The sequence below is a fragment of the Agromyces sp. Soil535 genome (assembly GCF_001428255.1).
Taxonomy (GTDB): domain Bacteria; phylum Actinomycetota; class Actinomycetes; order Actinomycetales; family Microbacteriaceae; genus Agromyces.
Genome location: NZ_LMRW01000006.1, coordinates 71076 through 94978 on the forward strand (window position 1 = coordinate 71076; position 23903 = coordinate 94978).

A 23903-nucleotide genomic window follows, 5' to 3' on the forward strand; every position below is an offset into this window, starting at 1 on the left:
CTTCTACCTCGCCTTACGGCCCTTGCTCAGCACCGGATCGACGAATCCCGACCCGTGGTCGAGCTGGTAGTCGAGGTTCACGGCGGCGTTGATGAGAGACAGGTGGCTGAACGCCTGCGGGAAGTTGCCGAGCTGCTCCCCCGTGAGCCCGATCTCCTCGGCGAAGAGCCCGAGGTGGTTCGCGTAGGTCAGCATCTTCTCGAAGGTGAGCTGGGCCTCCTCGAGGTAGCCCGAGCGCGCGAGCGCATCGACGTACCAGAACGTGCAGAGGGTGAACGTGCCCTCCGAGCCACGCAGCCCGTCGGGAGACGCGCTCGGGTTGTAGCGGTAGACGAGGCTGTCGGAGACGAGCTCCGTGTCCATCGCGGCGAGCGTCGAGAGCCACATCGGATCGCGCGGAGCGACGAAGCCCATCAGCGGCATCACGAGCAGCGACGCGTCGAGCACGTCGGTGCCCTGATGCTGCACGAACGCGCCGCGCTCCGCGTCCCATCCGTCCTTCATGATCTCCTCGTAGATCGCGTCGCGCTGCTCCCGCCAGCGCAGGATTGGAGCCGGCCGGCCGCGCGATTGGGCGAGACGGATGCCGCGGTCGAGCGCCACCCAGCACATGAAGCGGCCGTACGTGAAGTTCTGCTTGCCCCCGCGGGTCTCCCAGATGCCCTCGTCGGGCTGGTCCCAGTTGTCGCAGACCCAGTCGAGCATGTCGCTGATCTGGGTCCAGCCGACGTGCGGGAGCTCCAGTCCGTGGGTGTCGGCGAGATGGATGGAGTCCATCGCCTCGCCGTAGATGTCGAGCTGGAGCTGGTCGGCCGCGCCGTTGCCGATGCGCACCGGCCGCGATCCCCGGTATCCGGCGAAGCCCTCGAGGCTCTCCTCGACGAGGTCGGATGAGCCGTCGACGCGGTACATGATCTTCAACGGGCCGGAGCCCTTGCCGACGCTCTCGTGCACGCGGTCCATCAGCCAGCCGACGAACGCCTCCGCCTCCTCGGTGTAGCCGAGCCCCAGCAGGGCGTACACCGAGAAGGATGCGTCGCGGATCCACGTGTATCGGTAGTCCCAGTTGCGCTCGCCGCCCACCTGCTCGGGCAGGCCCGCCGTCGGCGCAGCCACGAGGGCGCCGGTCGGCGCATAGGTCATCAGCTTGAGGGTGATCGCGGAGCGGTCGACCATCTCGCGCCACCGCCCGCGGTACGTGGAGCGGTTGTTCCAATCCCGCCAGAAGCGAGTGGTCGCGAGTTGCATCGCGTTCATCTCGTCCAGGGGGATGCGCGTCGGTTCGGCGCCGCCCGTCTCGAGCATCACGCCGGCCATCTCGCCGGCGTTGAGGCTGCCCGTGACACGGATGCCGTCGCCGGCCCGTTCGATGTGACCTGCGCGCTCGGTGCCGTGGAGGACCGGGTCGCCGACGCGATGGAGGGTGAGCGTCAGGTCGTCGGAGACGAACTTCGCACCGCTGCCGTCGGAGGGCACGATCCGGTGCGACGCCCGTCCGTAGTCGAACTTCGGCTGGACCTCCGCCACGAACGACATCGTTCCCCGCACCACCCGCAGCATCCGCACGAGACGGTGACGGTCGGTCGCCTCGCCGTCGGCGACCGGCATGAAGTCGATCAGCTCGCCGACGCCCTCCTCCGTCAGGAAACGAGTGACGAGGATGGCGGTGTTCGGCAGGTAGAGCTGGCGCGACACGTAGTCGTCGGTCTCGGGTCGCACGCTGCAGTAGCCGCCGCGCTCCGCATCGAGCAACGACCCGAAGATGCTGGGCGAATCGAAGCGCGGCGCGCAGAACCAGTCGAGCGTGCCGTTCGTATCGATGAGCGCAGCGGTCTGCAGGTCGCCGATCAGTCCGTGATCCGCGATGTTCGGGTAGTCACCCATGAGCTCCCCCAATCCCCCGAACCATCGTGGCATGGAAGATGGGCGAACGTCAGGCCGATTTTCGGCGGTCGCCGATGCTCACGCGTAACGTCCGCTCAGTGCTTGGCTCCACGGTGGTCGACGGGTTCGCTGAAGGCTGCCGACGACGGGGCGAGCTCCTTCGCCGAGGCATCCGGTGCAAGCGCGGCCAGCTCGTCCAGGTCCGGCTTCTCCGGCGTGAACAGCCAGGTCTGGAACAGCTCGTCCAACTGCTCGTCAGGAACATCGGAGATGTCCTTGGCGAGCGCGATGAACTCGTCGGTGGTGACGTGCCCGCCCGCCTGGGAGGCGACCCATTCCTGCAGGATCTGGAAGAAGTCCTGGTCACCCACCGTGAGCCGCAACGCCTGCAACGTCATCGCCCCTCGGAAGTAGACGGCGAAGTTGAACAGGTCATCGGGCCCGGGGTCACCGATGGTCACGTTCCAGATCGGGTGGTTGGCCGGGAAGATGCTGTCGTAGAAGTCGAAGAGCTGCTGAACGGTTCCCAATCCCTCGGCATCGCTCCACAGCCACTCGGCGTAGGTCGCGAATCCCTCGTTGAGCCAGATGTGCTGCCATTGCTCGACAGCGAGGTCGTCGCCGACCCATTGGTGGGCGATCTCATGCACGAAGACGCTGTCGCCGCTGAACGTGTCGGTGAAGAACAACCACGAATAGACCGGCCGAGTCTGAGTCTCCAGCGCGAACCCCAGTTCGTTCAGGTCGTCGACCACGCCGCCAGCGGTCGCGAACGGGTACGGCCCGAAGTAGCCCTCCAGGAACTCGATGATCTCCGGCTGGCGATCCATGGACTGCTGCGCGGTCGCTCCGAGCGGAGTGGGCGCGTCGGCTTGGGTTGAAACGATCCAGTCGTTGGGGTTCGGTGCGCTACCCGGCGGCGCGCCCGGCACCGTCCAGCCGTCCAACTCGTCGCCGTCGGCCTCGAACGACGTCGAGCCCTCGCCGGTCGAGACGACGACATCGTCGACGACCACTCCGTTGAATTGGAACAGGTCATCGCTCGCATAGCTGATCGAGACCTCGACGTCCGTGCCCGCGTAGGCCGACAGGTCCACGGCCCACTGCTCGTAGCCGCTGCTCGCCCCGCTCGCAGCCCACCATTCCCCTGTGGTGCCCGCGGGAACACAGCCGCCCGCACCCTGCGATTGGTAGTGCCGCAGGAACGGGTGCAGACCGAACCAGAACGGACACACCAAGCCGGTGTCCTGGCTGGTGTGTCCGTTGAGGTCGGGCAGTGTCGTCCAGTCACCCTTGTTTGCCGTTCGTGCCTCGACGAAGGCGAAGTCCCAGTTGAACTCGGTCTCCCGGTCGATCCAGAAGGACAGTTGCGCCCCTTCCGCCGGAACGCTGATCGTCCGGCTCAGGCGCTTGTACGACGGGTCAGCGACTTGCGACCATGCGAACTGCTCACCACTCCGAGGGGCGAACGCCTCGAGCAGGTCGGAGTCCAGGGCATCCCAGAATTGCAGGCCGTCAGCCGTGTAGGCGTCGACGTCGAACTCGCCGATCGCCATCATGGCCAGGTAGGACGCCATCGGCTCCACGGCATTCCAGGTCCAGGTGGTCTGCCCTTTCCGGGTGCGCTCCGACTCGAGCGCACCGTTCGAGATCGCCTCGAGGCCCTCGGGGACGGTGATGGCGATCGTGTACGACGCCTTGTCAATGGGGTGGTCGTTGACCGGGAACCAGGTGTCCGCGACGTGAGGCTGGCCCAGAACGAGCGCCCCGTCGTCGGTGTGGAAGAAGCCCGAACCATCCGGCAGCGTCTGCGGCACGCCGTCGTAACGCACGACGGTGGTGAACGAGCTGCCGTCGCCGATGCCCCGGCGCGGAGTGACGGTGAGCTCGTCGCCGTCGCGGCTCCAATCGGCTTGCTGCCCGTCGACCCTGATCGACCGAACCGTCAGCCCATCGAAGTCGAGGTTGAAGCTGGACAGGTTCTGTGTCGCGGATGCGGAGACGGTCGCGGTGCCGGTGAGGACGTCGGTCCTTGGATCGTAGGCGACCTCCAGCCCGTAGTGGTCGACGTCGTACCCTCCGTTGCCGTCGAGTGGGAAGTACGGATCCCCGATTCCCGGCGCACCGGGCGTGTAGTCCTCTTGAGCTTGGGCCGTTCCAGGCGCGACCGCCAACACGGCAGCCGTCGCGACGACCAGGGCTGTCTTGCAGCCGAACGAAGTCCGGGCAAAGGAGACGGCCATGGCTTCCTCCGATTTCCTCACGCACAACCATGTGCCTACTGATCGGTGAATGTGCCTTTCGGACGCCCCTCCATGGTGACGGAGTCGCGCACAATCGGCAACCGGCACGAGAGAGGAACGCGGCATCCGCCCCGCTCTTCTGGCCGCGCGTCACATGCCGGGATGACTGGTGCAATCGACGCTGAGGCCGGTGACGGCGCCCTCGGAGTAGGCGGTGATCGTAGTGGAGGGACCGTGTGGGGCAGAGACGAAGCCGAAAGTCGGCGTCGGGGTCGGCGTCGGAAGGTCCGCAAGTGGTGTTGAGGCTGCCGTTTCGGAAGCCGCGGGGGTGGGCTGGCCGCTGAGCCAACTCGTGTCGGATGTGCCTCCGGTGAGCAGGGTCGTCAGCCGACCGTGATTTCCCCGATCAACCCGCGTAGTCCGACACGTGCGGCTCCGCGACATCCGTGTCGATGCCGAAGGCCGCGGCGGCGTCGAGCAGCGCCTGGGCCCGAGCGATGCGCGGCAGGTCGCTGCCGTCGCGGATGCCGCAGTGCTCGAGCGTGTCGAGCACGTCGAGCGCCCACGCGAGCTCGGCGCCCGAGGGGCTGAGCGCTGCGTTCACCACGGCCGCCTGCTCCTCGCGCAGGCAGAGCCGGCCGGTCATGCCGAGGGAAGCAACGTGCTGCGACGCGACTTCGAGCGCCGCCGGGTCGCGCGGGACGGTCGGCCCGTCGATCGGTCCGGGCAGTCCGGCTGCCCGGCTCGCAGTGACGAGCCGCGAGCGCGCGAAGAGCAGGGCGAGCGGATCGTCGGCCGCGCCGGTATCGCGGCGGAAGTCGCCGCTGCCGAACGCGAGCCGCGCCACGCCGGGCGTCTCGGCGATGTCGAGCGCCGCCTCGACACCGCGCGCGCTCTCGACGAGCGCGACGATCGGCAGGGCGCCGTCGAGCGCGTCGGCGGTGCGGCGCACGTGCTCGGGCGCCTCGACCTTCGCGAGCACGACGCCGGCCACCAGGTCGGCGCCGCGCAGCAACGCGACATCCGTGCGCCACTCGTCGGAGGCCGCGTCGCCGATGCGTACCCACGGCCGCTCCCCGGCCGCGGCAAGTGCGACGAGCGCGCGGCGTGCGCGCCCCTTGTCGTCGGGCGCGACCCCGTCTTCGAGGTCGACCACGATTGCATCGGCGGCGGATGCGGCGACGCGACGCCCGAGGCCGTCGGCCGATCCCGGCACGAGCAGCCACGACCGGGCGAGCCCGGTGGGCACCGCGGATGCGGCACCCACCGGGACGCTCGAGGTCACGGCCTGGTCAGTGGCCACGGCCCTGCGCCGCCTTCTCGTCGTCGAGCTCGCCCACGATCGCCGCGATGGCGGCGGTCGACGGCCGCTCCTCGCGCTCGACCTCCGCCTGCTCGTCGGGCGAGAGGTGGTCGTCGACGCTCATGGTGGCCTCGTCGAACGGCCGGTCGCCGGCGAGCACGCCGCGCAGCTGCTCGCGGTCGAGCTGCTTCGTCCACGTGCCCACGAGCAGCGTCGCCACGGCATTGCCGGTGAAGTTCGTGAGCGCCCGCGCCTCGGACATGAACCGGTCGATGCCCACGATCACGCCGACGCCGTCGACGAGGTCGGGGCGGTGCGCCTGCAGGCCGCCCGCAAGGGTCGCGAGGCCCGCGCCGGTGACGCCGGCGGCGCCCTTCGAGGCGACCATCATGAACAGCAGCAGGCCGATCTGCTCGCCGAGCGAGAGCGGCGTGCCCATCGCGCTCGCGATGAACAGCGACGCCATCGTGAGGTAGATCGCCGTGCCGTCGAGGTTGAACGAGTATCCCGTGGGGATCGTGATACCGGCGACCGGCTTCGAGACGCCCGCGTGCTCCATCTTGGCGATGAGGCGCGGCAGCACGACCTCGCTCGACGACGTCGAGACGATCAGAAGGTACTCGCGGCTGAGGTACTTCATCATTCGGAAGATGTTCACCCGGCTCACCGCCCAGAGCAACGACCCGAGCACCCCGAAGATGAACACGGCGCACGTGATGTAGAACGCGATCATCAGCGTGCCGAGGGAGATGATCGCCGCGACGCCCGTGTTGCCGACGACGGCCGCGATCGCACCGAATGCGCCGATCGGGGCGACCCACATGATCATCGCGAGGATGCGGAACACCAGCGCCTGAATCTGGCGGATAGCGCCGAGGATCGGCGCGCCCTTCGAGCCCATCTTCTGGAGCGCGAAGCCCACCAGCAGCGCGACGAACAGCACCTGGAGGATGTTGCCGTCGACGAGCGACGACAGCAGCGACGTCGGGATGATGCCGAGGATGAATTCGTCCGTCGTCTTCGGCTCCAGCGTGCTCGTGTCGTACGAGGAGCCCGCGATGTTCAGGCCCTCGCCCGGGTGGATGAGGTTGCCCACCACGAGCCCGATTCCGAGGGCGAACGTCGACATGATCATGAAGTAGAGCAGCGCGAGGCCGCCCACCTTGCCGACGGTCGCCGCCTTGGCGATCGACCCGACGCCGAGCACGATCGTGCAGAAGATGATCGGGGCGATCATCATCTTGATGAGCAGCACGAACGCGTCGCCGATGGGCTTCAGCCCCACGGCGAACTCGGGGGCCGCAAGGCCGACCGTGATGCCCGCGAGCACCGCGACGATCACCGCGATGTAGAGGTAGTGCGAGGATTCGATCCTCCGCCGGGGCTTCGTGCCCTCGGTGCGAGACTGGAGCGCCATTGCCGTCCCTGCCTTCCTTGGTCGGTCATCGCCGGTCGGCGACGAATCGGGTGGTACGGGGCAAGGATGCGCCGACGGATGCCGCGGCATCCGCTTGTGTTCATACTGTTCGCGGCGCGGGGCGACACGCCTGTCTAGGCTGAACTCGAGCAGCGTTGCGAGGTGGGCATGAAGGCGTGGATCGGCGGCTGGAGCATCGCCACGAAGCTCTTCGCCCTGCAGCTCGTCATGATCGTGTCGCTCGCCGCCATGGCCGTGATCTGGATCTGGGCCGACGCGCGGGCGGATGTCGAACGGGATGCCGCCGCGAAGAGCCTCGCCGTTGCCGAGACGCTCGCCGCCGATCCGTACGTGGCCACCTCGCTGGGCACCTCCCAGCCGTCGGCGCGGCTGCAGCCGTACGCGCTCGACGTGATGGACGAGGCGGGCGTCGACTTCATCACCATCATGGCGCCCGACCGCATCCGGTACACCCATCCCGATCCGGAGCAGATCGGGCAGGAGTTCCTCGGCAACATCGACCGGGCGCTCGAGGGCGAGGCGTTCACCGAGACGTTCACGGGCACGCTCGGCCCGTCGGTGCGGGCGGTCGTGCCGGTGTTCGGCGACGACGGCGACGTGATCGCGCTCGTGGCCGCCGGCGTGACCGTGTCGAACACCGAGGTCGCGCTCGGCGCGCGCATCGCCACGGTCATCGTGGCCGCGCTCGCGATGATCGCCATCGGCGCGCTCATCGCGTGGCTGCTGAGCCGCTACCTTCGGCGGGTCACCTGGGGCCGCGGCGCCGAGGAGATGAGCCGCATGTTCTCGTACTACGAGGGGGTGCTGCACTCCATCGGCGAGGGGCTCGTGCTGCAGGATCGTTCGAACGCGGTGGTGCTCTACAACGACCGCGCAGCCGAATTGCTCGGCCTGCCCCGACGTGGCGGTGGCCGGGACATGGCCGTGCCGCTCGCCGCGCTCGACCTGCCGCCCGCCGTGGCCGAGGTGCTCGGCCGCACCGGCGCCGTGGTCGACGAGATCGCGATCACGCCGACGCACGTGCTCGTGATCGACCGCGACGTCATCGTGTCGCGCGAGGGGCGCGGCGGCGGCCGCGGCGGCGGGCGCATCGGCACCGTCACCACGCTGCGCGACCACACCCAGCTGCAGGAGCTCACCGGCGAGCTCGCGACGATGACGACGCTCTCCGACGCCCTGCGCTCGCAGGCGCACGAGTTCGCCAACCGGCTGCACACGATCATCGCGCTCATCGAGCTCGACCGGGCAGCGGATGCCGCGGAGCTCGCGAGCTCCGAGCTCGCCCTCAGCCAGGCCCTCGCCGACCGGCTGCTCTCCGCCGTGGAGGAGCCGGTGCTGCTCGCGCTGCTGCTCGGCAAGGCCGCGCAGGCGAGCGAACGCGGCATCGCGTTCGAGATCGACCTGCCCGACCGGCTCGAGGCGACGTCGGTGCCGGCGCGCGACCTGATCACGATCGTCGGCAACCTCATCGACAACGCACTCGACGCGGCCGCCGCCACCGCGGCGCCGAGGGTCGAGGTGTCGGTGCGCACCGAGGGCGATGAGCTGCGAGTCGCCGTGGGCGACAGCGGCACGGGCCCGGACGCCGCCGATCGCGTCTTCGAGCTCGGCGTCACCACGAAGCAGGCCGCCGGTCACGGGATCGGGCTCGCGCTCGTGCGCCAGGCCGTCACGCGCCTCGGCGGCCGCATCCGCGTCGTGGGCTCGACGTTCGAGGTGACCCTGCCGATCGCGCGCACCGCCGTGCCCGTGGCCGAGGCGGGCACCGATGAGTGAGGCGATCCGCGTGCTCGTGGTGGAGGACGAACCGGTCACGGCGGAGGCGCACGCGGCCTACGTCGAGCGCGTCGCCGGATTCGTGCCGAGCGGCATCGCGCACACGGGGCACGAGGCCATCCGGATGCTGCGCGACGCACGCGAGGGTCGCATCTTGCCCATCGACCTCATCCTCCTCGACGTGAACCTCCCCGACACCACAGGCATCGAGCTCTGCCGCTCGTTGCGTGCCGCGGGCATCGAGATCGACGTCATCGCCGTCACGGCGGTGCGCGACGCCGCCGTCGTGCGGTCGGCCGTGTCACTCGGCATCGTGCAGTACCTGATCAAGCCGTTCGGGTTCGCCGCCTTCGCCGAGAAGCTCGCCGCCTACCGCGACTACCACGCGCGCGTCGGTTCGGCCGTGGTCACCGACCAGCAGGAGGTGGATGCGTCGTTCGCCGCCTTGCGAACCTCGTCGGGAACGGACCTGCCCAAGGGACTCACCCGCGAGACCCTCGACCGGGTGCGCGGGGCGGTGCGGAACGCCCCGGCAGGTGCGCTGTCGGCGACCGAGCTCGCCGCGGCGCTCGACCTCTCCCGGGTCACCGCGCGCCGATACCTGGAGCATCTCGCGGACACGGGCGTGGTCGAACGCGCCAGCCGGTATGGCACGCCGGGTCGGCCCGAGGTGGAGTACCGGCGGCGGTGATCGCAGCCGACCGCTACGGCCGCGGCGGCCCGGCGCGCAGACGATCACGCGCGTACTCGGCGACACGCTCGGCCGGCACGTACCAGTCGGCCTCGAGCCACCACGTGACGCCGGCGTCGGCCCACGGGCGCACGACCGCGGCATCCGCTTCGGGGTCGGTACCGCTCGTCGTGCCCTCCTGCGTGACGTCGAAGGGCCGGCCGCCGAGACCGAGCCGCTCGCGCTCGGCGCGGATCCATGCGATCGCCTCGGCGGCGATCTCGGGCGTGTACGTGCGCTGCTGCTCGATCGGGTCGACGCCGTCGGCGGCGCTCGGGTCGTAGTTCGGGATCCACCCGTCGTAGCGCACGACCCGCCGCATGGAGCGCATGCGCGGCCACACGCCGACGACCCACGTGGGGATGCGCGGCTGCTGCACGGTGGCGGGCGGTAGCATCCGCTCGGCGCGCTTCGCCCGGTAGTGTGTCCCCTCGTACTCGAACGGTTCCGCTCGCCAGAGGCGCTGCAGCATGTCGAGGCCCTCGTCGAGCAGCTCGGCGCGCACCTTGCGGCCGGGGTCGTCCTCGAAGATCCAGAAGCGCTGGTCGAACTCGGCCGCGACGCCGAGTCCGACCGAGAGGATGACCCGGCCGTTCGAGAGCCGGTCGACCGTCATGGTCTGCCCGGCGAGCTCCCACGGTCGGCGACGCGGCACCGGGGTGAGCATGGTGCCGAGGCGGATGCGCTCGGTCACCATGGCGGCCGCCGCGAGCGTGGCCCATGCGTCGGTCGCCCAGATGCCCTCCCACACGAAGAAGGCATCCCAACCGGACGCCTCCGCGAGTGGAGCGAGCTCGACCGCGAGCTGCGGATCGTTGCCGGGGAAGATGAACCCGTGCTTCATGCGCCGAAGCTATCGCCTGCCGCCGACACCGGCCTCCCACGCGATCTCGTGGTTGTAGAGCCAGTCGTTGCGGGTGTCGTCTCTCGCCTTCCTGAGGAACATCGGCAGCATCGCATCGCGGATCGCGATGCCCAGACGCGACTTCGTCACCCGCTTCTGTTTGTTGATCGCCTGCGCGTAGCCGACGACGGCCTCGGCGCGCGGCTGCCGCAGACGCTGGTACTCGGCGAACGCGGCCGCGTGGTCATCCAAATCGCGCAGGCAGCGGGCGAGGGTGATCGCGTCCTCGAGGGCGAGGGATGCCCCCTGCCCCGCGCTCGGCGAGGTGGCGTGCACCGCGTCGCCGACCACGACGACGCGTCCGCGGCTCCACTGCGGCACGTGCGCCAGGTCGTCGATCGGGTAGCCGCCGATCTCCCCGGTGGCGTGCTCGAGGATCTGCGGCACGGGATACGGGTCGTCGGCATGCAGCTCCCGGAGCGTCGCGAGCCACTCGTCGGCGCCCACGGCGCGCAACGCCGCGCGGTCGGCCGCCGGGTGCGTGATGCTCGCGAACCAGTAGACCTCGCCGTCTTCCCGCACGAGGTAGCCGAAGAACGACCGGCGGCCGAAGACCATGTGCTGCGTCTCGGGGGTCGGCGCGAGGCCGGGCACGCGGGCGAATCCGCCGAGGCCGACGAGTCCCGAGTACGCCAGCGCCGGAGCACCGGGGTCGATGTGGCGGCGCGTCGGCGAGCCCACGCCGTCGGCGCCGACGAGCAGGTCGCCGGTGGCCGTGCGACCGTCGGCGAAGATCGCGCGCACCGCGGCATCCTTCTGCTCGACGCGGTCGAGCCGGGCACCGAACATGATCGGGATGCCCGCCTCGTGCACGGCTTCGCGAAGCACTCGGTGCAGGATGCCGCGGCGCACCACGACGCTGCCGCGCTCGGGTTCGCGGGCGGGCCCGTTCGGCACCGTGCCGAGCCGCTTGCCGGTGCTCGACCACATGACCATGTGCGGCGCGCGGTGGCCCTCGGCGACGAGGCGCTCGCGCAGGCCGAGCTGGTCGAGCACGGCGAGCCCGTTCGTGGCGACATTGAGGAAGAGGCCCGCGTAGGCATCGGGCTCGGCGGCGGCCTCGAAGATCTCGACGTCCCAACCGGCGCGATGCAGGAACAGCGCGGTTGCCGGACCGGCGACGCCGCTTCCGATGATGAGTGCGCGAGGCATGGGATGCTCCTTCTGTAGACTGAAGAACGAGACTCTCGTTTTCAGAGTTTCTCGATAGTAGAGAGAATACGTGATGATGGCCGAGACGTCAACGCGTGAGCGCGAGATGGAGCGCGCGGCCGAGGTGATGCGCGAGTTCATGGCGCGCGCCGTGCTCTTCCAGGACGCCGTCGCGAAGTGGGGCGGCCTGAACGGCACCGACCTGCAGTGCGCGAGCCTCCTCATGAGCGAGGGACCGGCGACTCCGGGCGAGCTCGCCGAGCGCACTGGACTCACGGCGGGCGGCGCCATCACGACCGCGATCGACCGACTCGAGCGGGCCGGGTTCGTGACGCGCGATCGGGACCCGAACGATCGCCGTCGCGTCATCGTCACCGCGGTGCCCGAGGCGATCATCGGCCGGTTCGGCGAGGTCTACGGCCGGGTGGGCGCCCGATGGAACGCCTACCTCGACACCCTCAGCGACGAGCAGCTCGCGTTCGCCAACGAGCTGTTCGCCCACGCGGCCGAGATCAACCGCGAGGAGATCGAGCTGCTGCGCGCGAAGTGAGGCCTCGGATGTCCCGAGCGGATGCCGCGGGACGGGTACGCACGCCTCTCTCGTTGCAAGGTTCCCGCCCGGGGTGGAGACTCGCAGACGAGGTAGCGCGTGTTCTCTCACGCACCATTAGGATCGTGCCGGACACCAATGGAGACCCTCACCCTCGTTCTCGCCATCGTCGGAGCCGTATCGGGCGTCACCGGTGCGGTGATCAGCGTCCTGACATACCGCAAGAGTCGGCCGCGAATCGTGGTGAAGTCGACCATGGTTCTCACCACCGGACCGGAACGCTCTTATTTCGAGATCGACGTGAGGAATGACGGTGAGTACGGGATCGAAATACTCGCACTCGGATTCGCGGTGTGCCGGAGACCGAATGGGAGGCTCGATCGGTGGCTCGATCGACGCGGCCTCATCCGTCGAGTCAGAGCGAGGCGTCGCATCAATCGATCTGGAGTTTGGTACGACGAACTCGGAATCGAAGTTCTCGACGACGGCTCGGAGGCGAACAACCAGTTCTTCATGGAGCCCGGCCGACACCGTACATTGCGCGTGGAGAGCGGGGCGGCGGCGGCTCGCGAACCCGAGCGAGGTGAATCATGGGCCTACGCCGAAGACACGCGAGACCGAAAGTTCCTAGCCGGTCGACCCGAGTACATCCGCAAGTGAGCCGTCTCGCGGGAGCCCCCTGCGAACGGCCAGGCGCTCGCCGACTGAGACGAGCGGATGCCCGAGCCGATGCCGCGGGCGGCGTCATCCCCGCGGATGATTCCCGGCGCGAACCCAGTCGGGCGCGGCATCCGCTGGGTAGACTGCAACGACACCACGCCGCCTGCTGACCCGGTATCCGCCGTGTCCGACTGGAGCCCCATTCATGATCCACACCGCACTCATCCCCTTCCTCGACCCCGAGGGGATCATCGCCGCGGCCGGCCCCTGGGCACTGCTGGTGGTGTGCTTCATGGTGTTCGCCGAGACCGGCCTGCTCGTGGGCTTCCTGCTGCCGGGTGACACGCTCCTCGTCATCTCGGGCCTGCTGTCGCACGCGACGCCGGCGGCGCCGAACGGCGTGTTCGGCGTGTCGGTGTGGATCGTGGCGCTGCTCATCGGCATCTCCGCATTCATCGGCGGCGAGGTCGGTTACGAGATCGGCCATCGCGGTGGACCGAAGGTGTTCGAGCGCCGGGAAAGCGGGCTCTTCAGCGTCAAGAACGTGGAACGCACGAACGCCTTCTTCGAGCGGTTCGGCGGGCTCACGATCATCCTCGCCCGGTTCGTGCCGATCGTTCGCACGTTCGCGCCGGTTGCCGCCGGCGTCGGGCACATGCACCGCGCCCGGTACTCGCTGTACAACTTCATCGGCGCGGTCCTGTGGGGCTTCGGCCTCACCATGTTCGGCTACCTCATCGGGTTCATCCCGCCGGTCGCGTACCTCGTGCGCGAGTACATCGACGTCATCCTGCTCATCGCGGTCGGCGGCACGGCGCTCATCACTGCCTGGCACTACTTCAGCGAGCGACGCAAGGCGAAGAAGGCCGCGGCGGCCGGCGAGGACGTGGTCACCGACCACACCGAGGCCGAGCATCTCGTGCTCGACCCCGAGGTGTTCGAGCGCGGCCCCGAGGAGCGCTAGGGCGATCGGTCGGTCGGGTCGGGCTACCGTCGAGGGATGGAAGATCTCGACTGCCCGCGCAACGCGAAGCGGCCGACGATCACCGTGCCGGTCGCCGTCACGCAGAGCTGCGAGCCGCCGCTCGACCTGTTCCCGCGTTCCATCGCCGAGCGCGCCGCGAGCGACATCTGCCAGTACTCGGCGCCCGGTCGCGGCGGTCACTTCCTCCCGTTCGAGGAGCCCCGGCTCATCGCCCACGAGCTCGGCGCCTTCATGCGTTCGATCGGCTGGAGCGGTCCGCCCCGGAGCGGTCGCGACGGGCTACACTCGGCGGCATGAGCTTCCTCTACGAGGAGAAAGCTTCATCCTCATCTCTTGTCGACGTGATCTGGCACACGGTCGACACGAGCGATGGCACCTACCTCGCGGCCGCCGACGCGTGCTGGGACATCATCTTCACTCGCACGGGCACCGGGTCGCGCGTGCTGCTCAGCGGTCCGTCGTCGCGGCCGACGCCCGTGCCCTACAACGTGGGCAACCGCAACGTCGGCGTGCGCTTCACGCAGGGCACGTACTTCACGCACGTCGAGCCGCGCTCGATGTGCGACCGCACCATCCGCCTGCCGATGCCCGACCACGAGCACTTCGAGCTCGCCGCGCGCACCTGGCCCATGCCCGACTACGCCAGCATCGACGACCTGCTCGCGGAATTCCACGCACACGGGCTCCTCGCCCACGACGCGGTCATCGAGGCTGCACTGCACGGTGGCGACCCTCCGGTGTCGCCGCGCACGGTGGAGCGCCACTTCACCCGGATCACGGGGCGCAGCCAGAAGCAGGTTCGGCAGATCGCCCGCGCCCGCGACGCTGTCGCTCGCCTGCGCACCGGCGAGGCGATCGCGGATGTCGCGTACGAGCTCGGCTACGCCGACCAGTCGCACCTCACGCGAGACGTGAAGCGACTCACCGGGTACACGCCGGCCGAGTCCCAGCGGCGCGACGAGCCGGTCTGACGCCCGCGCGGCGGCGCCGCGATGCTGACGCGGGCCACGTACCGGCGGGTGTCGTTCCGGTTCAAGACGCCGCCCGCGGCATCCGCTTCACTCGTCGCGTCGTCACCACGAGAGAAGGTACCGCCATGGATGTACGGCCCAACACGATCGCGATCTCCGACGCCGAGCTCGCCGACCTGCAGTCGCGCCTCGAACGCACGCGATGGCCCGCAGCCCTCACCGACGGGTGGGAGCGCGGCACGCCCGTGCCCTACGCCCAGCGCCTCGCCGAATACTGGCGCACCCGCTACGACTGGCGCGCCGCAGAGGCGAAGTTGAACCGCCTGCCGCAGTTCCTCGCCGACGTCGACGGGCAGCCGATCCACGGGCTGCACGTCCGCTCGACGGATGACTCGGCGGTGCCGCTGCTGCTCGTGCACGGCTATCCGTCGTCGTTCGTGGAGTTCGCGGGCATCGCGGCGAGGCTCGCCGATCCCGAGCGCGCCGGCGACGCGGATGCCGCCGCCCCGTCGTTCCACGTCGTGGTCCCCTCGATTCCGGGCTTCGGGTTCTCGACCCCCCTCACGAGCCACGGCTGGGACATCGCGCGGACCGCCCGAGCGTTCGACGAGCTCATGCAGGCGCTCGGCTACGACCGCTACGCGGTGTTCGGCGAGGACGTGGGTGCGGGCATCAGCGAGCAGCTCTGCCTCGACGCCGGCGACCACGTGCTCGGCTCCATCGTCGCGACCGATCCGGGCGCGATCGCCACCCAGTACACGCCGCCCACCGATCACCTCACCGACGACGAGCGCGAACGCCACGAGCGGCTGAAGGACGGCCGCACCGAGGACTTCGGCTACCTGGCGCTGCAGACCACGCGGCCGCTCAGCGTCGCATACGGGCTGACGGACTCGCCGATCGCGCAGGCGACCTGGATCGTGGAGAAGTTCCAGGAGTGGACCGACCCCTCCCGCGACCTGCCGGAGGATGCCGTCGACTTCGATGACCTGCTCACGCTGGTCACCGTGTCATGGTTCGGCCGGGCCGGCGACGGTGCGGCCAACATGCTCTACGAGGCCGCGCACGCACAGGTGGCGTGGGGACGCAGCCACGACCGACCGCAGGGCATGGTCGCGTTCGGCGAAGAGCCGCTCATGCGTCGCATCCTGGACCCCGACGGGCACCTCGCCTTCTGGAACGAGCACCCGAGGGGCGGGCACTTCCCGGCGATGGAGGCGCCGGACGACCTCGTCGGCGACATCCGCGCGTACTTCGCGCGACTGCTCGCCGTCTAGCGGGGGGCGCGACCGCGTCGAGACCAGCGGCTGCGGCATCCGACTCACGGATGCTGCGGCTGCTCCTGCTCGGCGCGGCCTGCGGGCTCCAGCTGGAACGTGGAGTGCTCGACGTCGAAGTGTGCGGCGAGGCATCCGCCGAGCTCGTCGAGGAGCTCGCCCGTGCGACCCGACGCGAATACCTCGGGCTCGACCTCGACGTGGGCGCTGAACACCGGCGAGCCCGACGTGATCTGCCACACGTGCACGTCATGCACCGCCACGACTCCCTGGGTTTCGAGCAGGTGATCGCGGATCTCGGCGACGTCGGTGTCGGCCGGGGCAGACTCGAAGAGCACCCGCATGACGTCGCGCAACAGCGACAGCGCCCGCGGCACGATGAGCCCGGCGATCACGATCGAGGCGATCGGGTCGGCCGCGTCGAAGCCCGTGAACACGATCACGAGGGCCGCCGCGATGACGAGCACCGAGCCGATGAGATCACCCAGCACCTCGAGGTACGCGCCGCGAACGTTGATCGAGTCCTTCGCCCCGCCCCGCAGCACGAGCAAGGCGGCGACGTTCGCGGCGAGGCCAAGCACGGCGACGACGAGCATGGGCACGCCCTGCACCTCGTGTGCCTCGCCCTCTGCGCCGGTGACGAGCCGCCCGATCGCCGAGACCGCCACCGACACGGCGACGACGATGAGGATCACGCCGTTCACGAGCGCGCCGAGCACCTCGGCGCGGCGGTAGCCGTAGGTCTGCCGGTCGGTCGCCGGGCGGGCGGCGACCATCGCGGCGACGAGCGCCACGACGAGGCCGATGAGGTCGCTCGCCATGTGGCCGGCGTCGGCGAGCAGCGCGAGCGACCCGCTCAGAATGCCGCCGATCACCTGCACCACGAGGAACGCGCCGATGATCGCGATCGCCACCCAGAGCCGGGTGCGATTCGCGGTCGCCACGTGGGCGTGGTCGTGATCGTGTGCCATGTCCCTTCCAGCGTAGGCGCGGATGCCGCGACGCGGCCGTGATGGGAATGAGTCGCGTTCTCAGCCGAGGCCGGTGCGGAAGCCCTCGCGCCAGCTCGGGTACCTCAGCTCCCAGCCGAGCTCGCGCTTCGCCTTCGCGTTCGACGACCCGCGCACCTTGGTCATGAGCGACACGCCGTGCTCGCCGATGAGCGGGCGCGCCATCCATGCGGGAATCCGCATCGGCCGTTTTGCACCGATCGCACGCGCGAGCTCGGGCAGCCACTCCGACACTGGCGCCGGTTCGTCATCGACGATGTTGTACACGCCCGGCGCGCCGCGCGTCACGGCCGTCGCGGCGGCGGATGCCGCGTCGTCGATGTGACAGAACGACCACACGCCGGTGCCGCCGCCGACGACCGGGAGCTTCCGCGACATGACCATCTCGACGACTTCGCCGCCACGCCCGATGGCGTTGCCCGGGCCGTAGAACCCGCCGTACCGCAACACCAGCCCACCGGCATCCGTCGTCCGCTGCTCGACATGGCGAATCGCGGCGAGCGACTCGCGCGACGCCTTTGTCGGGTTCGGGTCGAGCCGGTCCTCCTCGGTCTTCACCGGCCCGCCCGTGCGCTCGTACGGCCAGCCCGAGTAGCTCTGCGCAATGAAGCGCGCGACACCCGCCTCGGCAGCGGCCGCGAGCAGGTGGTCGGTGCCGCGCGTGCGCAGTGCGTTCGTTGCGGCGAAGCTCTCGTCGAAGTGCTTCATGTCGCCGACCTGCCCGCTCAGAGCGGTGAGCTGGTGCACGATCACATCGGGGCGCGCGTCGAGCACCGCACGCCGCACGGATGCCGCGTCGAGGCCGTCCACGACGACGCCCCTCGCACCCGCCCGCTCGAGCTCCCCGAAGCGCGCCTCGCTCCGTGACGTGCCGACCACTTCATGCCCGGCCGCGACGAGCAGGGGCACAAGCCTCGTTCCCACGGCGCCCGTAGCGCCGGCGATGAATACGCGCATGATGTCCCTTTCTCCAGTCTCACCCCCTCCGACGGATGAGGCTCGAGTTCTGTGACACCCCCGCGGGAATCGCGCTGTGCCATGCTCGGATCATGCCCACCTCCACCGCGGCACTCGCCGAGCTCCGTCCGCTCATGTTCTCGATCGCGTACCGAATGCTCGGCAGCGTGACGGAGGCCGAGGACGTCGTCCAGGATGCGTACCTGCGCCTGCTCGAGCGATCCTCGGCCGGCGAGCCCATCGAGCGCCCCGAGGCGTTCGCATCGACGGTGGCGACCCGGCTGGCGATCGACGCCCTGCGCTCGGCGCGCCGCACCCGCGAGGTCTACGCGGGCACGTGGCTGCCCGAGCCGTTGCCCGACGACGACGCCGACCCCGCCCACCGCGTCGAGCGCGACGAGACGCTGTCGTTCGCGTTCCTCGCCGTGCTCGAGCGGCTCGGTCCCGTCGAGCGGGCGGTGTTCCTGTTGCGCGAGGTGTTCGTGATGGACTACGCCGACATCGCAGCCATCGTCGAACGCGACGAGGCGACGTGCCGGCAGGTCATGCATCGCGCCCGCGCCCGCATCGCCGACGGGCGCCCGCGCTTCGATGCGGATGCCGCGCGCGACGCCGCACTGCTCGACACGTTCTTCGCCGCCCTCGATGCCGGCGACGTCGACGCGCTCGCGAGCGTGCTCGCCGACGACGTGGTGTTCTACGCCGACGGCGGCGGAAAGGCACCCGCGGTGCGGCATCCGCTGCACGGCGCCGTCGCGGTCGCGCGGTTCCTCGCGGGGCTCGTGCGTCGCGGCGCGGGCATGCACGTGCACCTGGACCGCATCACGGCGAACGGCGAGCCGGCGCTGCGGGTCAGCGCGCCCGACGGCACGACGCTGAGCGTGCTGATGGTGCACGCGGGGGACGGTCGGGTGTCGGTCATCGGGAATCAGCTCAACCCCGACAAGCTCCGCCACCTCGGCCCGGTCGGCGACCTCAACGCGCTCCTATCGGGTGACGGCTAGCGTGCGTTCCCAGATCGGGGGGTCTGCAACATCGCGATGTCCAATCGGACGCCCTCGATCCCCATGACACGGTCCACCCAGCCGCCTTCGACCGGCCCCTCCCCCAGCACCTCGAGTCCGCGCTGGGATGAGTTGCACGACCTCGCCGAGGCTTCGGCGACGCAGTTCGCAGCTGCGATGACATGGGGACGACGCACGCATTCCTTGACAGGCGGATAGGCCGAGAGGAGGGTGTGCGAAGGGGCGTGATGGCTCATGTCATATGTGTCGATGGTCAGTGTCGGCCGACGATGCAGACGGGCGCACCGGGAGCGAGGAACCTGACATGACCCAGTCGTTGCTCTCTCGCAGTGCTGGCCCGCTGGCAATCGTCGCGGGTGCTCTGGTCGTCGTGACCCGCGTGGTGATCATGCTGACGACCCCCGCCGACATCGATTCGCTCAAGGTCTTCGTCCTCTCGATCACTCATGCGATCAACGGCGTCGCGTCGGTCGTGGCCTTCGCGATGCTCGTGTTCGCCCTGGTCGCTTCGTATGACCTCCAGGCCCGCGAAGCCGGGGTGCTTGGCGTGATCGGACTCGGCGCGGCCATCCTCGGCACCGTATTCATGGCGGGAGACTGGTGGTACGAGGCATTCGCTGTACCGAGGCTCGCGGAAGTCGCCCCAGAGGTGATGGACACGTTTGCGTCCAGCCGACTGCTCCTCGGCGGTCTGACGAGCTTTGCGCTGTTCGGGATCGGCTGGGCCCTGTACGGGATCGCCAGCGTTCGTGCTCGTGTCTTCCCAGCTGCAGTCGCTTGGGCGATCGTGGCGGGTGGTGTGCTGTCCGGGGTTCCCATCGGCGTCGTCTACCTCCCCGGGAGCGTCATCCTCGGGCTGGCCTTCGTTGCGCTGGGGGCATGGTGGTTGCGCTCAGGCAACGCTCGCACTGCGCGCGAGGCGAAGGGCGTCGACAGCTGACTGAACGAGCCGGTGCCGCTCAGCCATCGAGGCGGTCGGCGACCCGCTCGAGCTCGGGCAGCAGCTGCACGAACGCGCGCGCACGATGACTCCGCGCGTCCTTCTCCTCGGGGCGGAGTTCGGCGGCCGTGACCTCGAGCCCCTCGGGCTCGAAGATCGGATCGTAGCCGAAGCCGTTCGAGCCGCGCGGCTCGTAGGCGAGGGTGCCGCGCCAGCCGCCCTCTGCCGCGAATTCGTGCCCGCCGGCGAGCACCGACTCGGGCACGACGAGCGCGATCGTGCAGTGGAACTCCGCCCCGCGGTGCGGGCGCCGGACGTCGGCGAGCTGGTCGAGCAGCAGCCGCACGTTCGCCTCGTCGTCCGCATCGGATCCCGCCCACCGGGCGGAGAAGACGCCTGGCGCCGCACCGAGCACGTCGACGACCAGGCCCGAGTCGTCGGCGAGCGCGATGCGCCCCGTGTGCTCGGCCGCAGTGCGCGCCTTGATGAACGCGTTCTCGGCGAAGGTCACGCCCTCCTCGACGGGTTCGGGGCCGTCGTACGGGAGCACGACGGCCTGCGGCATCCGCTCGCCGATGATGCGCTGGAACTCGCGCACCTTGTGCGCGTTGTGGCTCGCGAGCACGAACTCCAGGCTCATGCGCCGGCTGCCTCGGCGCCCGCGGCGAGCGCGGCCACCTGCCGAAGGGTGAGCTCGGCGGTGCCGGCGAGTGCGAGGTCGAGGAGCGCGTCGAGCTCCCGCCGGTCGAACGGGGCGGCCTCTGCGGTGCCCTGCACTTCGACGAAGAGCCCGCGGCCCGTGGCCACGACGTTCATGTCGGTCTCGGCGCGCACGTCCTCGACGTAGGCGAGATCGAGCATGGGTGTGCCGTCGATGATGCCCACCGAGACGGCCGACACGGTGTCGATGAGCGGCTTCGCGCGCTGTCCGATGAAGCGCTGCTCGCGCGCCCACTCCACCGCGTCGGCGAGCGCGAGGTAGGCGCCGGTGATCGCGGCCGTGCGCGTGCCGCCATCGGCCTGCAGCACGTCGCAGTCGATCTGGATGGTGTTCTCGCCGAGGCCCTTCGTGTCGACGACCGCCCGCAGGCTGCGGCCGATGAGGCGGCTGATCTCATGCGTACGACCGCCGATGCGGCCCTTCACCGACTCGCGGTCGTTACGGGTGTTCGTCGACCGCGGCAGCATCGCATACTCGGCGGTGACCCAGCCGCGGCCCTTGCCGTTCATCCAACGCGGCACGCCGTTCGTGAACGAGGCCGTGCAGAGCACCTTCGTGCTGCCGAACGAGATGAGGGCGCTGCCCTCGGCGTGCGCGCTCCAGCCCCGCTCGATGGTCACGGGCCGCAGCTCGCCGGGCGCGCGGCCGTCGGCGCGAACCAGGTTCGTCGCGGTGTTCGATGCGTGCGGGTCGGATGCCTCGGTCATGCGTTCTCCTGTCGAAGCCGTGCGTGGTGGGGAAGGGTGAGCGCGCCCGTCTCGACGAGTTCGACGCTCGGGATCTCGGGGGCGATGAGACGGTGCGCGAGGTCGAGGAACGCACTCGTCGAATCGCCCGTGGCCTCGTAGCGGTAGGTGGGCGGCGTCGATGCCCGACGCTCCAGGCCGTTGGAGACGAGCACGCGGTAGACGTCGTTGGCGGTCTCGACGTCGCTGGAGACGAGCGCGACCTGCTCGCCCATCACGTACGAGATCGCACCCTTCAGGAAGGGGTAGTGCGTGCAGCCGAGTACGAGCGTGTCGACGTCGGCCTCGCGCAGGGGCGCCAGGTACTCCTCGGCCACCGAGAGCAGCTCGTCGCCACTCGTGACACCGGCCTCGACGAACTCCACGAAACGGGGGCACGCCGCCGAGGAGAGCTCGAGGTGCGGCGCTGCGGCGAAGGCGTCGTCGTAGGCGCGCGACTGCACGGTGCCGACGGTGCCGATGACGCCGACGCGGCCGTTGCGCGTGGTGGCGACGGCGCGCCGCACCGCGGGCTGGATCACTTCGACCACGGGCACGTCGTAGCGCTCGCGCGCGTCGCGCAGCATCGCCGACGACGCGGTGTTGCAGGCGATCACGAGCATCTTCACGCCCTGCGCCACGAGGTCGTCGAGCACCGCGAGTGCGTAGCCGCGCACGTCGGCGATCTTCTTCGGGCCGTACGGCGAGTGCTCGAGGTCGCCGATGTAGAGGATCGACTCGTGGGGCAGCTGGTCCTTCACGGCACGGGCGACCGTGAGACCGCCGACGCCGGAGTCGAAGATCCCGATCGGTGCGTTCGTCACGACATCCAAGCTTAGGCGAGCGCCGCGGCGTCGTAGGCGGCACGGATGGCGCGGGCGATCCGTGACGCGGCCGGATGCCGGTGCCGGTGGTGCCAGGCGAGCCGCACCTCGATCGGCGGCGCGTCGTCGATCGGCACGAACACGACGCCAGGCCGCGGGTAGTGGTGCGCGGTGCCCGACGCGGTAACGCCGATCGCGTCGCCGGCCGCGATGAGGTCGAGCCACTCCTCCACGTCGCCGGTCTCGGTCATCGGGGGCACGTCGAGCCCGGCCGACGACCAGAGCGCGGCCGACGTCGTGCCCGTGTGCCGGTCGACGCCGACGACGAACGGCACGAGCTCGGCGAGCCCGACCGACGGCCGATCGGCGAGCGGATGGTCGACGGGCAGCGCGACGACCCTCGGTTCGACGCCGACGAGCTCCGAGTCGAGGTCGGCGCGGTCGACGTCGTGCCGGATCACCGCGAGATCGACGACACCGTCGACGAGCCCGCCGTCGCGGACGTTCACGCGCACGAGCCGAATCGGCGCGTCCGGATGCGCGCGGTTCCAGCCGCGGAGCACCGGTGTCGTGTGCGCGCCGAGGGCGGCCCACGCGTAGCCGACGCGGATCACCGAGCGTTCGCCCCGCACCTCGGCGACGGCGCGGTCGAGCTCGGCGAGCACACGGCGCGCGGTCGCCGCGAACGCCGCACCGGCGTCGGTGGGCTCGACCCGGCGGGTCGTGCGATGCATGAGCCGCGTGCCCAGCGCGTGTTCGAGCGCCGCGAGCGACCGCGACACCGACGCCTGGGAGGTCCCGAGCAGGTCGGCGGCCGCGGTGAACGACCGCTCGTCGTCGACCGCGACCAGCGCCCGGAGTTGGCGCACCTCGATGTCCATGCGTTGATCGTATCAATCATCTTGGATTGCATTTCTCTTCGCACGAATCGGTGCGTAGCGTGGCGTGCATGTCAGCGGAACGGATCGCAGCGGGCGCGGCCGTGGGCGGGGCGGTCGCAGTGCAGCTCGGCGCCGCCATCGGCGCCACGATCTTCCCCCTCGTGGGGCCGGGCGGGGTCACGGCCGTGCGTCAGGCGGTCGCCGCGATCGCGCTCCTCGCAGTCGCCCGCCCCCGGCTGCGCGGCCTGACCTGGCGTGCGGTGCGACCCGCCCTCCTGCTCGGCGTCGTGCTCGTGACGATGAACCTCGCCCTGTACGGCGCCGTCGAGCGCATCGGGCTCGGCCTCGCCGTCACCCTCGAGTTCCTCGGGCCCCTCGCGGTCGCGCTCCTCGGGGCGCGTCGCCGCCTCGACCTCGTCTGCGCGATCATGGCCGGCATCGGCGTGGCGTTGCTCACGGGCACCGTGCCCGGTCTCGATCCGGTGGGCATCCTCCTCGCCCTCACCGCCGCCGCCTCGTGGGCGGCCTACATCCTGCTCAGCCAACGGGCTGGCCGTACCCTGCCCGGCGTGCAGGGCACGGCGATCGCGAGCCTCGTGGCCGCCGTGATCACGTCGCCGCTGCTCGTCGTCGCACTCGTCGGACTCGATCCGTCGCAACTGCTGCCCGTGGCGGTGGTCGGCCTCGCCGCCGGCATCCTCTCCTCGGCGCTCCCCTACTCGATCGACCTGATCGTGCTCCGACGCGTGCCGCGGCAGCTCTTCAGCGTGCTGCAGAGCGTGCATCCCGCGGCCGCAGCCGTGGCCGGGCTGCTCGTGCTCGGCCAGGCGCTCGGCGCATGGCAGGTCGTCGGCCTCGTGCTCATCACGGCGGGCAACGTCGTCGCCGTGAGCCGCGCGACACCCGTCCCCGCCGACTCGCCGCGTCGAATGGTCGCCGAGGCGTGA

At 70.1% G+C, this 23903-nt stretch carries 23 protein-coding genes; 11 read left to right on the forward strand and 12 right to left on the reverse strand.

Annotated elements, in window-relative coordinates:
• Positions 1 to 3 precede the first annotated feature (3 nt).
• The 4 genes from ASG80_RS07175 to ASG80_RS07190 all read right to left on the reverse strand — a co-directional run bounded on the left by ASG80_RS07175 (position 4) and on the right by ASG80_RS07190 (position 6847).
• Positions 4 to 1884, reverse strand: coding sequence for a glycoside hydrolase family 15 protein (locus tag ASG80_RS07175; protein WP_056729488.1), 1881 nt, complete (start codon positions 1882 to 1884; stop codon positions 4 to 6).
• Between the two features lie 95 nt (positions 1885 to 1979).
• Positions 1980 to 4127, reverse strand: coding sequence for a M1 family aminopeptidase (locus tag ASG80_RS07180; RefSeq protein WP_056729489.1), 2148 nt, complete (start codon positions 4125 to 4127; stop codon positions 1980 to 1982).
• A 406-nt stretch (positions 4128 to 4533) separates the two neighbouring features.
• Positions 4534 to 5430: a CoA ester lyase gene (locus ASG80_RS07185; RefSeq protein ID WP_200952521.1), complete on the reverse strand. Its 897-nt coding sequence runs from the start codon at positions 5428 to 5430 to the stop codon at positions 4534 to 4536.
• A complete protein-coding gene (locus tag ASG80_RS07190) occupies positions 5420 to 6847 on the reverse strand; it encodes a cation:dicarboxylate symporter family transporter (protein ID WP_056729490.1) in 1428 nt (475 codons plus the stop codon). The genes ASG80_RS07185 and ASG80_RS07190 overlap by 11 nt, the downstream gene beginning before the upstream one ends.
• Before the next feature lie 168 nt (positions 6848 to 7015).
• Here ASG80_RS07190 and ASG80_RS07195 point away from each other — a divergent pair, with 168 nt between their 5' ends.
• A complete protein-coding gene (locus ASG80_RS07195) occupies positions 7016 to 8644 on the forward strand; it encodes an ATP-binding protein (protein WP_056729491.1) in 1629 nt (542 codons plus the stop codon).
• Positions 8637 to 9335: a response regulator gene (locus tag ASG80_RS07200; protein ID WP_056729492.1), complete on the forward strand. Its 699-nt coding sequence runs from the start codon at positions 8637 to 8639 to the stop codon at positions 9333 to 9335. The genes ASG80_RS07195 and ASG80_RS07200 overlap by 8 nt, the downstream gene beginning before the upstream one ends.
• 13 nt (positions 9336 to 9348) lie before the next feature.
• Here the strand turns inward: ASG80_RS07200 and ASG80_RS07205 are convergent, their stop codons facing one another.
• Together ASG80_RS07205 and ASG80_RS07210 are read right to left on the reverse strand one after the other, a co-directional pair.
• A complete protein-coding gene (locus tag ASG80_RS07205) occupies positions 9349 to 10218 on the reverse strand; it encodes an LLM class flavin-dependent oxidoreductase (RefSeq protein WP_056729493.1) in 870 nt (289 codons plus the stop codon).
• 9 nt (positions 10219 to 10227) lie between these two features.
• Positions 10228 to 11430, reverse strand: coding sequence for an NAD(P)/FAD-dependent oxidoreductase (locus ASG80_RS07210; protein WP_056729494.1), 1203 nt, complete (start codon positions 11428 to 11430; stop codon positions 10228 to 10230).
• Between the two features lie 76 nt (positions 11431 to 11506).
• On the opposite strand from ASG80_RS07210, the gene ASG80_RS07215 reads away from it, so the two are divergent.
• The 6 genes from ASG80_RS07215 (at position 11507) to ASG80_RS07240 (ending at position 15873) form a co-directional block, all read left to right on the forward strand.
• Entirely contained in the window at positions 11507 to 11980 is a 474-nt protein-coding gene (locus ASG80_RS07215) for a MarR family winged helix-turn-helix transcriptional regulator (protein ID WP_200952522.1), read from the forward strand.
• Positions 11981 to 12118: 138 nt separating this feature from the next.
• Positions 12119 to 12640 (forward strand): hypothetical protein, encoded by a 522-nt coding sequence (locus ASG80_RS07220; RefSeq protein WP_056729496.1) that lies wholly within the window; start codon positions 12119 to 12121, stop codon positions 12638 to 12640.
• A gap of 205 nt (positions 12641 to 12845) precedes the next feature.
• Positions 12846 to 13604 (forward strand): DedA family protein, encoded by a 759-nt coding sequence (locus tag ASG80_RS07225; protein ID WP_056729497.1) that lies wholly within the window; start codon positions 12846 to 12848, stop codon positions 13602 to 13604.
• Between the two features lie 36 nt (positions 13605 to 13640).
• Positions 13641 to 13922 carry a hypothetical protein gene (locus ASG80_RS07230; protein WP_056729498.1) on the forward strand — a complete coding sequence of 94 codons (282 nt, stop codon included), beginning with the start codon at positions 13641 to 13643 and terminating at the stop codon, positions 13920 to 13922.
• Entirely contained in the window at positions 13919 to 14596 is a 678-nt protein-coding gene (locus ASG80_RS07235; protein ID WP_082589879.1) for a helix-turn-helix domain-containing protein, read from the forward strand. Before ASG80_RS07230 ends, ASG80_RS07235 begins: the two co-directional genes overlap by 4 nt.
• A 125-nt stretch (positions 14597 to 14721) precedes the next feature.
• Complete coding sequence (locus tag ASG80_RS07240; RefSeq protein WP_056729500.1) at positions 14722 to 15873, forward strand: epoxide hydrolase family protein; 1152 nt, start codon at positions 14722 to 14724, stop codon at positions 15871 to 15873.
• A gap of 44 nt (positions 15874 to 15917) precedes the next feature.
• Here ASG80_RS07240 and ASG80_RS07245 read toward each other — a convergent pair whose 3' ends face one another.
• Together ASG80_RS07245 and ASG80_RS07250 are read right to left on the reverse strand one after the other, a co-directional pair.
• The gene (locus ASG80_RS07245; RefSeq protein WP_056729501.1) at positions 15918 to 16844 is read right to left on the reverse strand and encodes a cation diffusion facilitator family transporter; all 927 of its coding nucleotides are present in this window, start codon (positions 16842 to 16844) and stop codon (positions 15918 to 15920) included.
• A 60-nt stretch (positions 16845 to 16904) separates the two neighbouring features.
• Positions 16905 to 17840 carry an NAD(P)-dependent oxidoreductase gene (locus ASG80_RS07250; RefSeq protein ID WP_056729502.1) on the reverse strand — a complete coding sequence of 312 codons (936 nt, stop codon included), beginning with the start codon at positions 17838 to 17840 and terminating at the stop codon, positions 16905 to 16907.
• Positions 17841 to 17932: 92 nt separating this feature from the next.
• On the opposite strand from ASG80_RS07250, the gene sigJ reads away from it, so the two are divergent.
• Both sigJ and ASG80_RS07260 read left to right on the forward strand, forming a co-directional pair.
• On the forward strand, positions 17933 to 18844 hold the full coding sequence (gene sigJ, locus ASG80_RS07255) for an RNA polymerase sigma factor SigJ (protein ID WP_056729525.1): 912 nt from the start codon (positions 17933 to 17935) through the stop codon (positions 18842 to 18844).
• A gap of 325 nt (positions 18845 to 19169) precedes the next feature.
• Positions 19170 to 19805 carry a hypothetical protein gene (locus ASG80_RS07260; RefSeq protein WP_056729503.1) on the forward strand — a complete coding sequence of 212 codons (636 nt, stop codon included), beginning with the start codon at positions 19170 to 19172 and terminating at the stop codon, positions 19803 to 19805.
• Positions 19806 to 19824: 19 nt separating this feature from the next.
• Here ASG80_RS07260 and rdgB read toward each other — a convergent pair whose 3' ends face one another.
• From rdgB to ASG80_RS07280, 4 genes are read right to left on the reverse strand one after another with little or no spacing between them, the layout of a single operon-like run.
• A complete protein-coding gene (rdgB, locus tag ASG80_RS07265) occupies positions 19825 to 20445 on the reverse strand; it encodes an RdgB/HAM1 family non-canonical purine NTP pyrophosphatase (RefSeq protein ID WP_056729504.1) in 621 nt (206 codons plus the stop codon).
• A complete protein-coding gene (gene rph, locus ASG80_RS07270) occupies positions 20442 to 21233 on the reverse strand; it encodes a ribonuclease PH (protein WP_056729505.1) in 792 nt (263 codons plus the stop codon). The genes rdgB and rph overlap by 4 nt, the downstream gene beginning before the upstream one ends.
• Positions 21230 to 22075, reverse strand: coding sequence for a glutamate racemase (gene murI / locus ASG80_RS07275; RefSeq protein WP_056729526.1), 846 nt, complete (start codon positions 22073 to 22075; stop codon positions 21230 to 21232). The genes rph and murI overlap by 4 nt, the downstream gene beginning before the upstream one ends.
• Positions 22076 to 22086: 11 nt before the next feature.
• Complete coding sequence (locus ASG80_RS07280) at positions 22087 to 22956, reverse strand: LysR family transcriptional regulator (protein ID WP_056729506.1); 870 nt, start codon at positions 22954 to 22956, stop codon at positions 22087 to 22089.
• A 68-nt stretch (positions 22957 to 23024) separates the two neighbouring features.
• Between ASG80_RS07280 and ASG80_RS07285 the strand changes: the two genes are divergently transcribed.
• Positions 23025 to 23903 (forward strand): DMT family transporter, encoded by an 879-nt coding sequence (locus ASG80_RS07285; RefSeq protein ID WP_056729507.1) that lies wholly within the window; start codon positions 23025 to 23027, stop codon positions 23901 to 23903.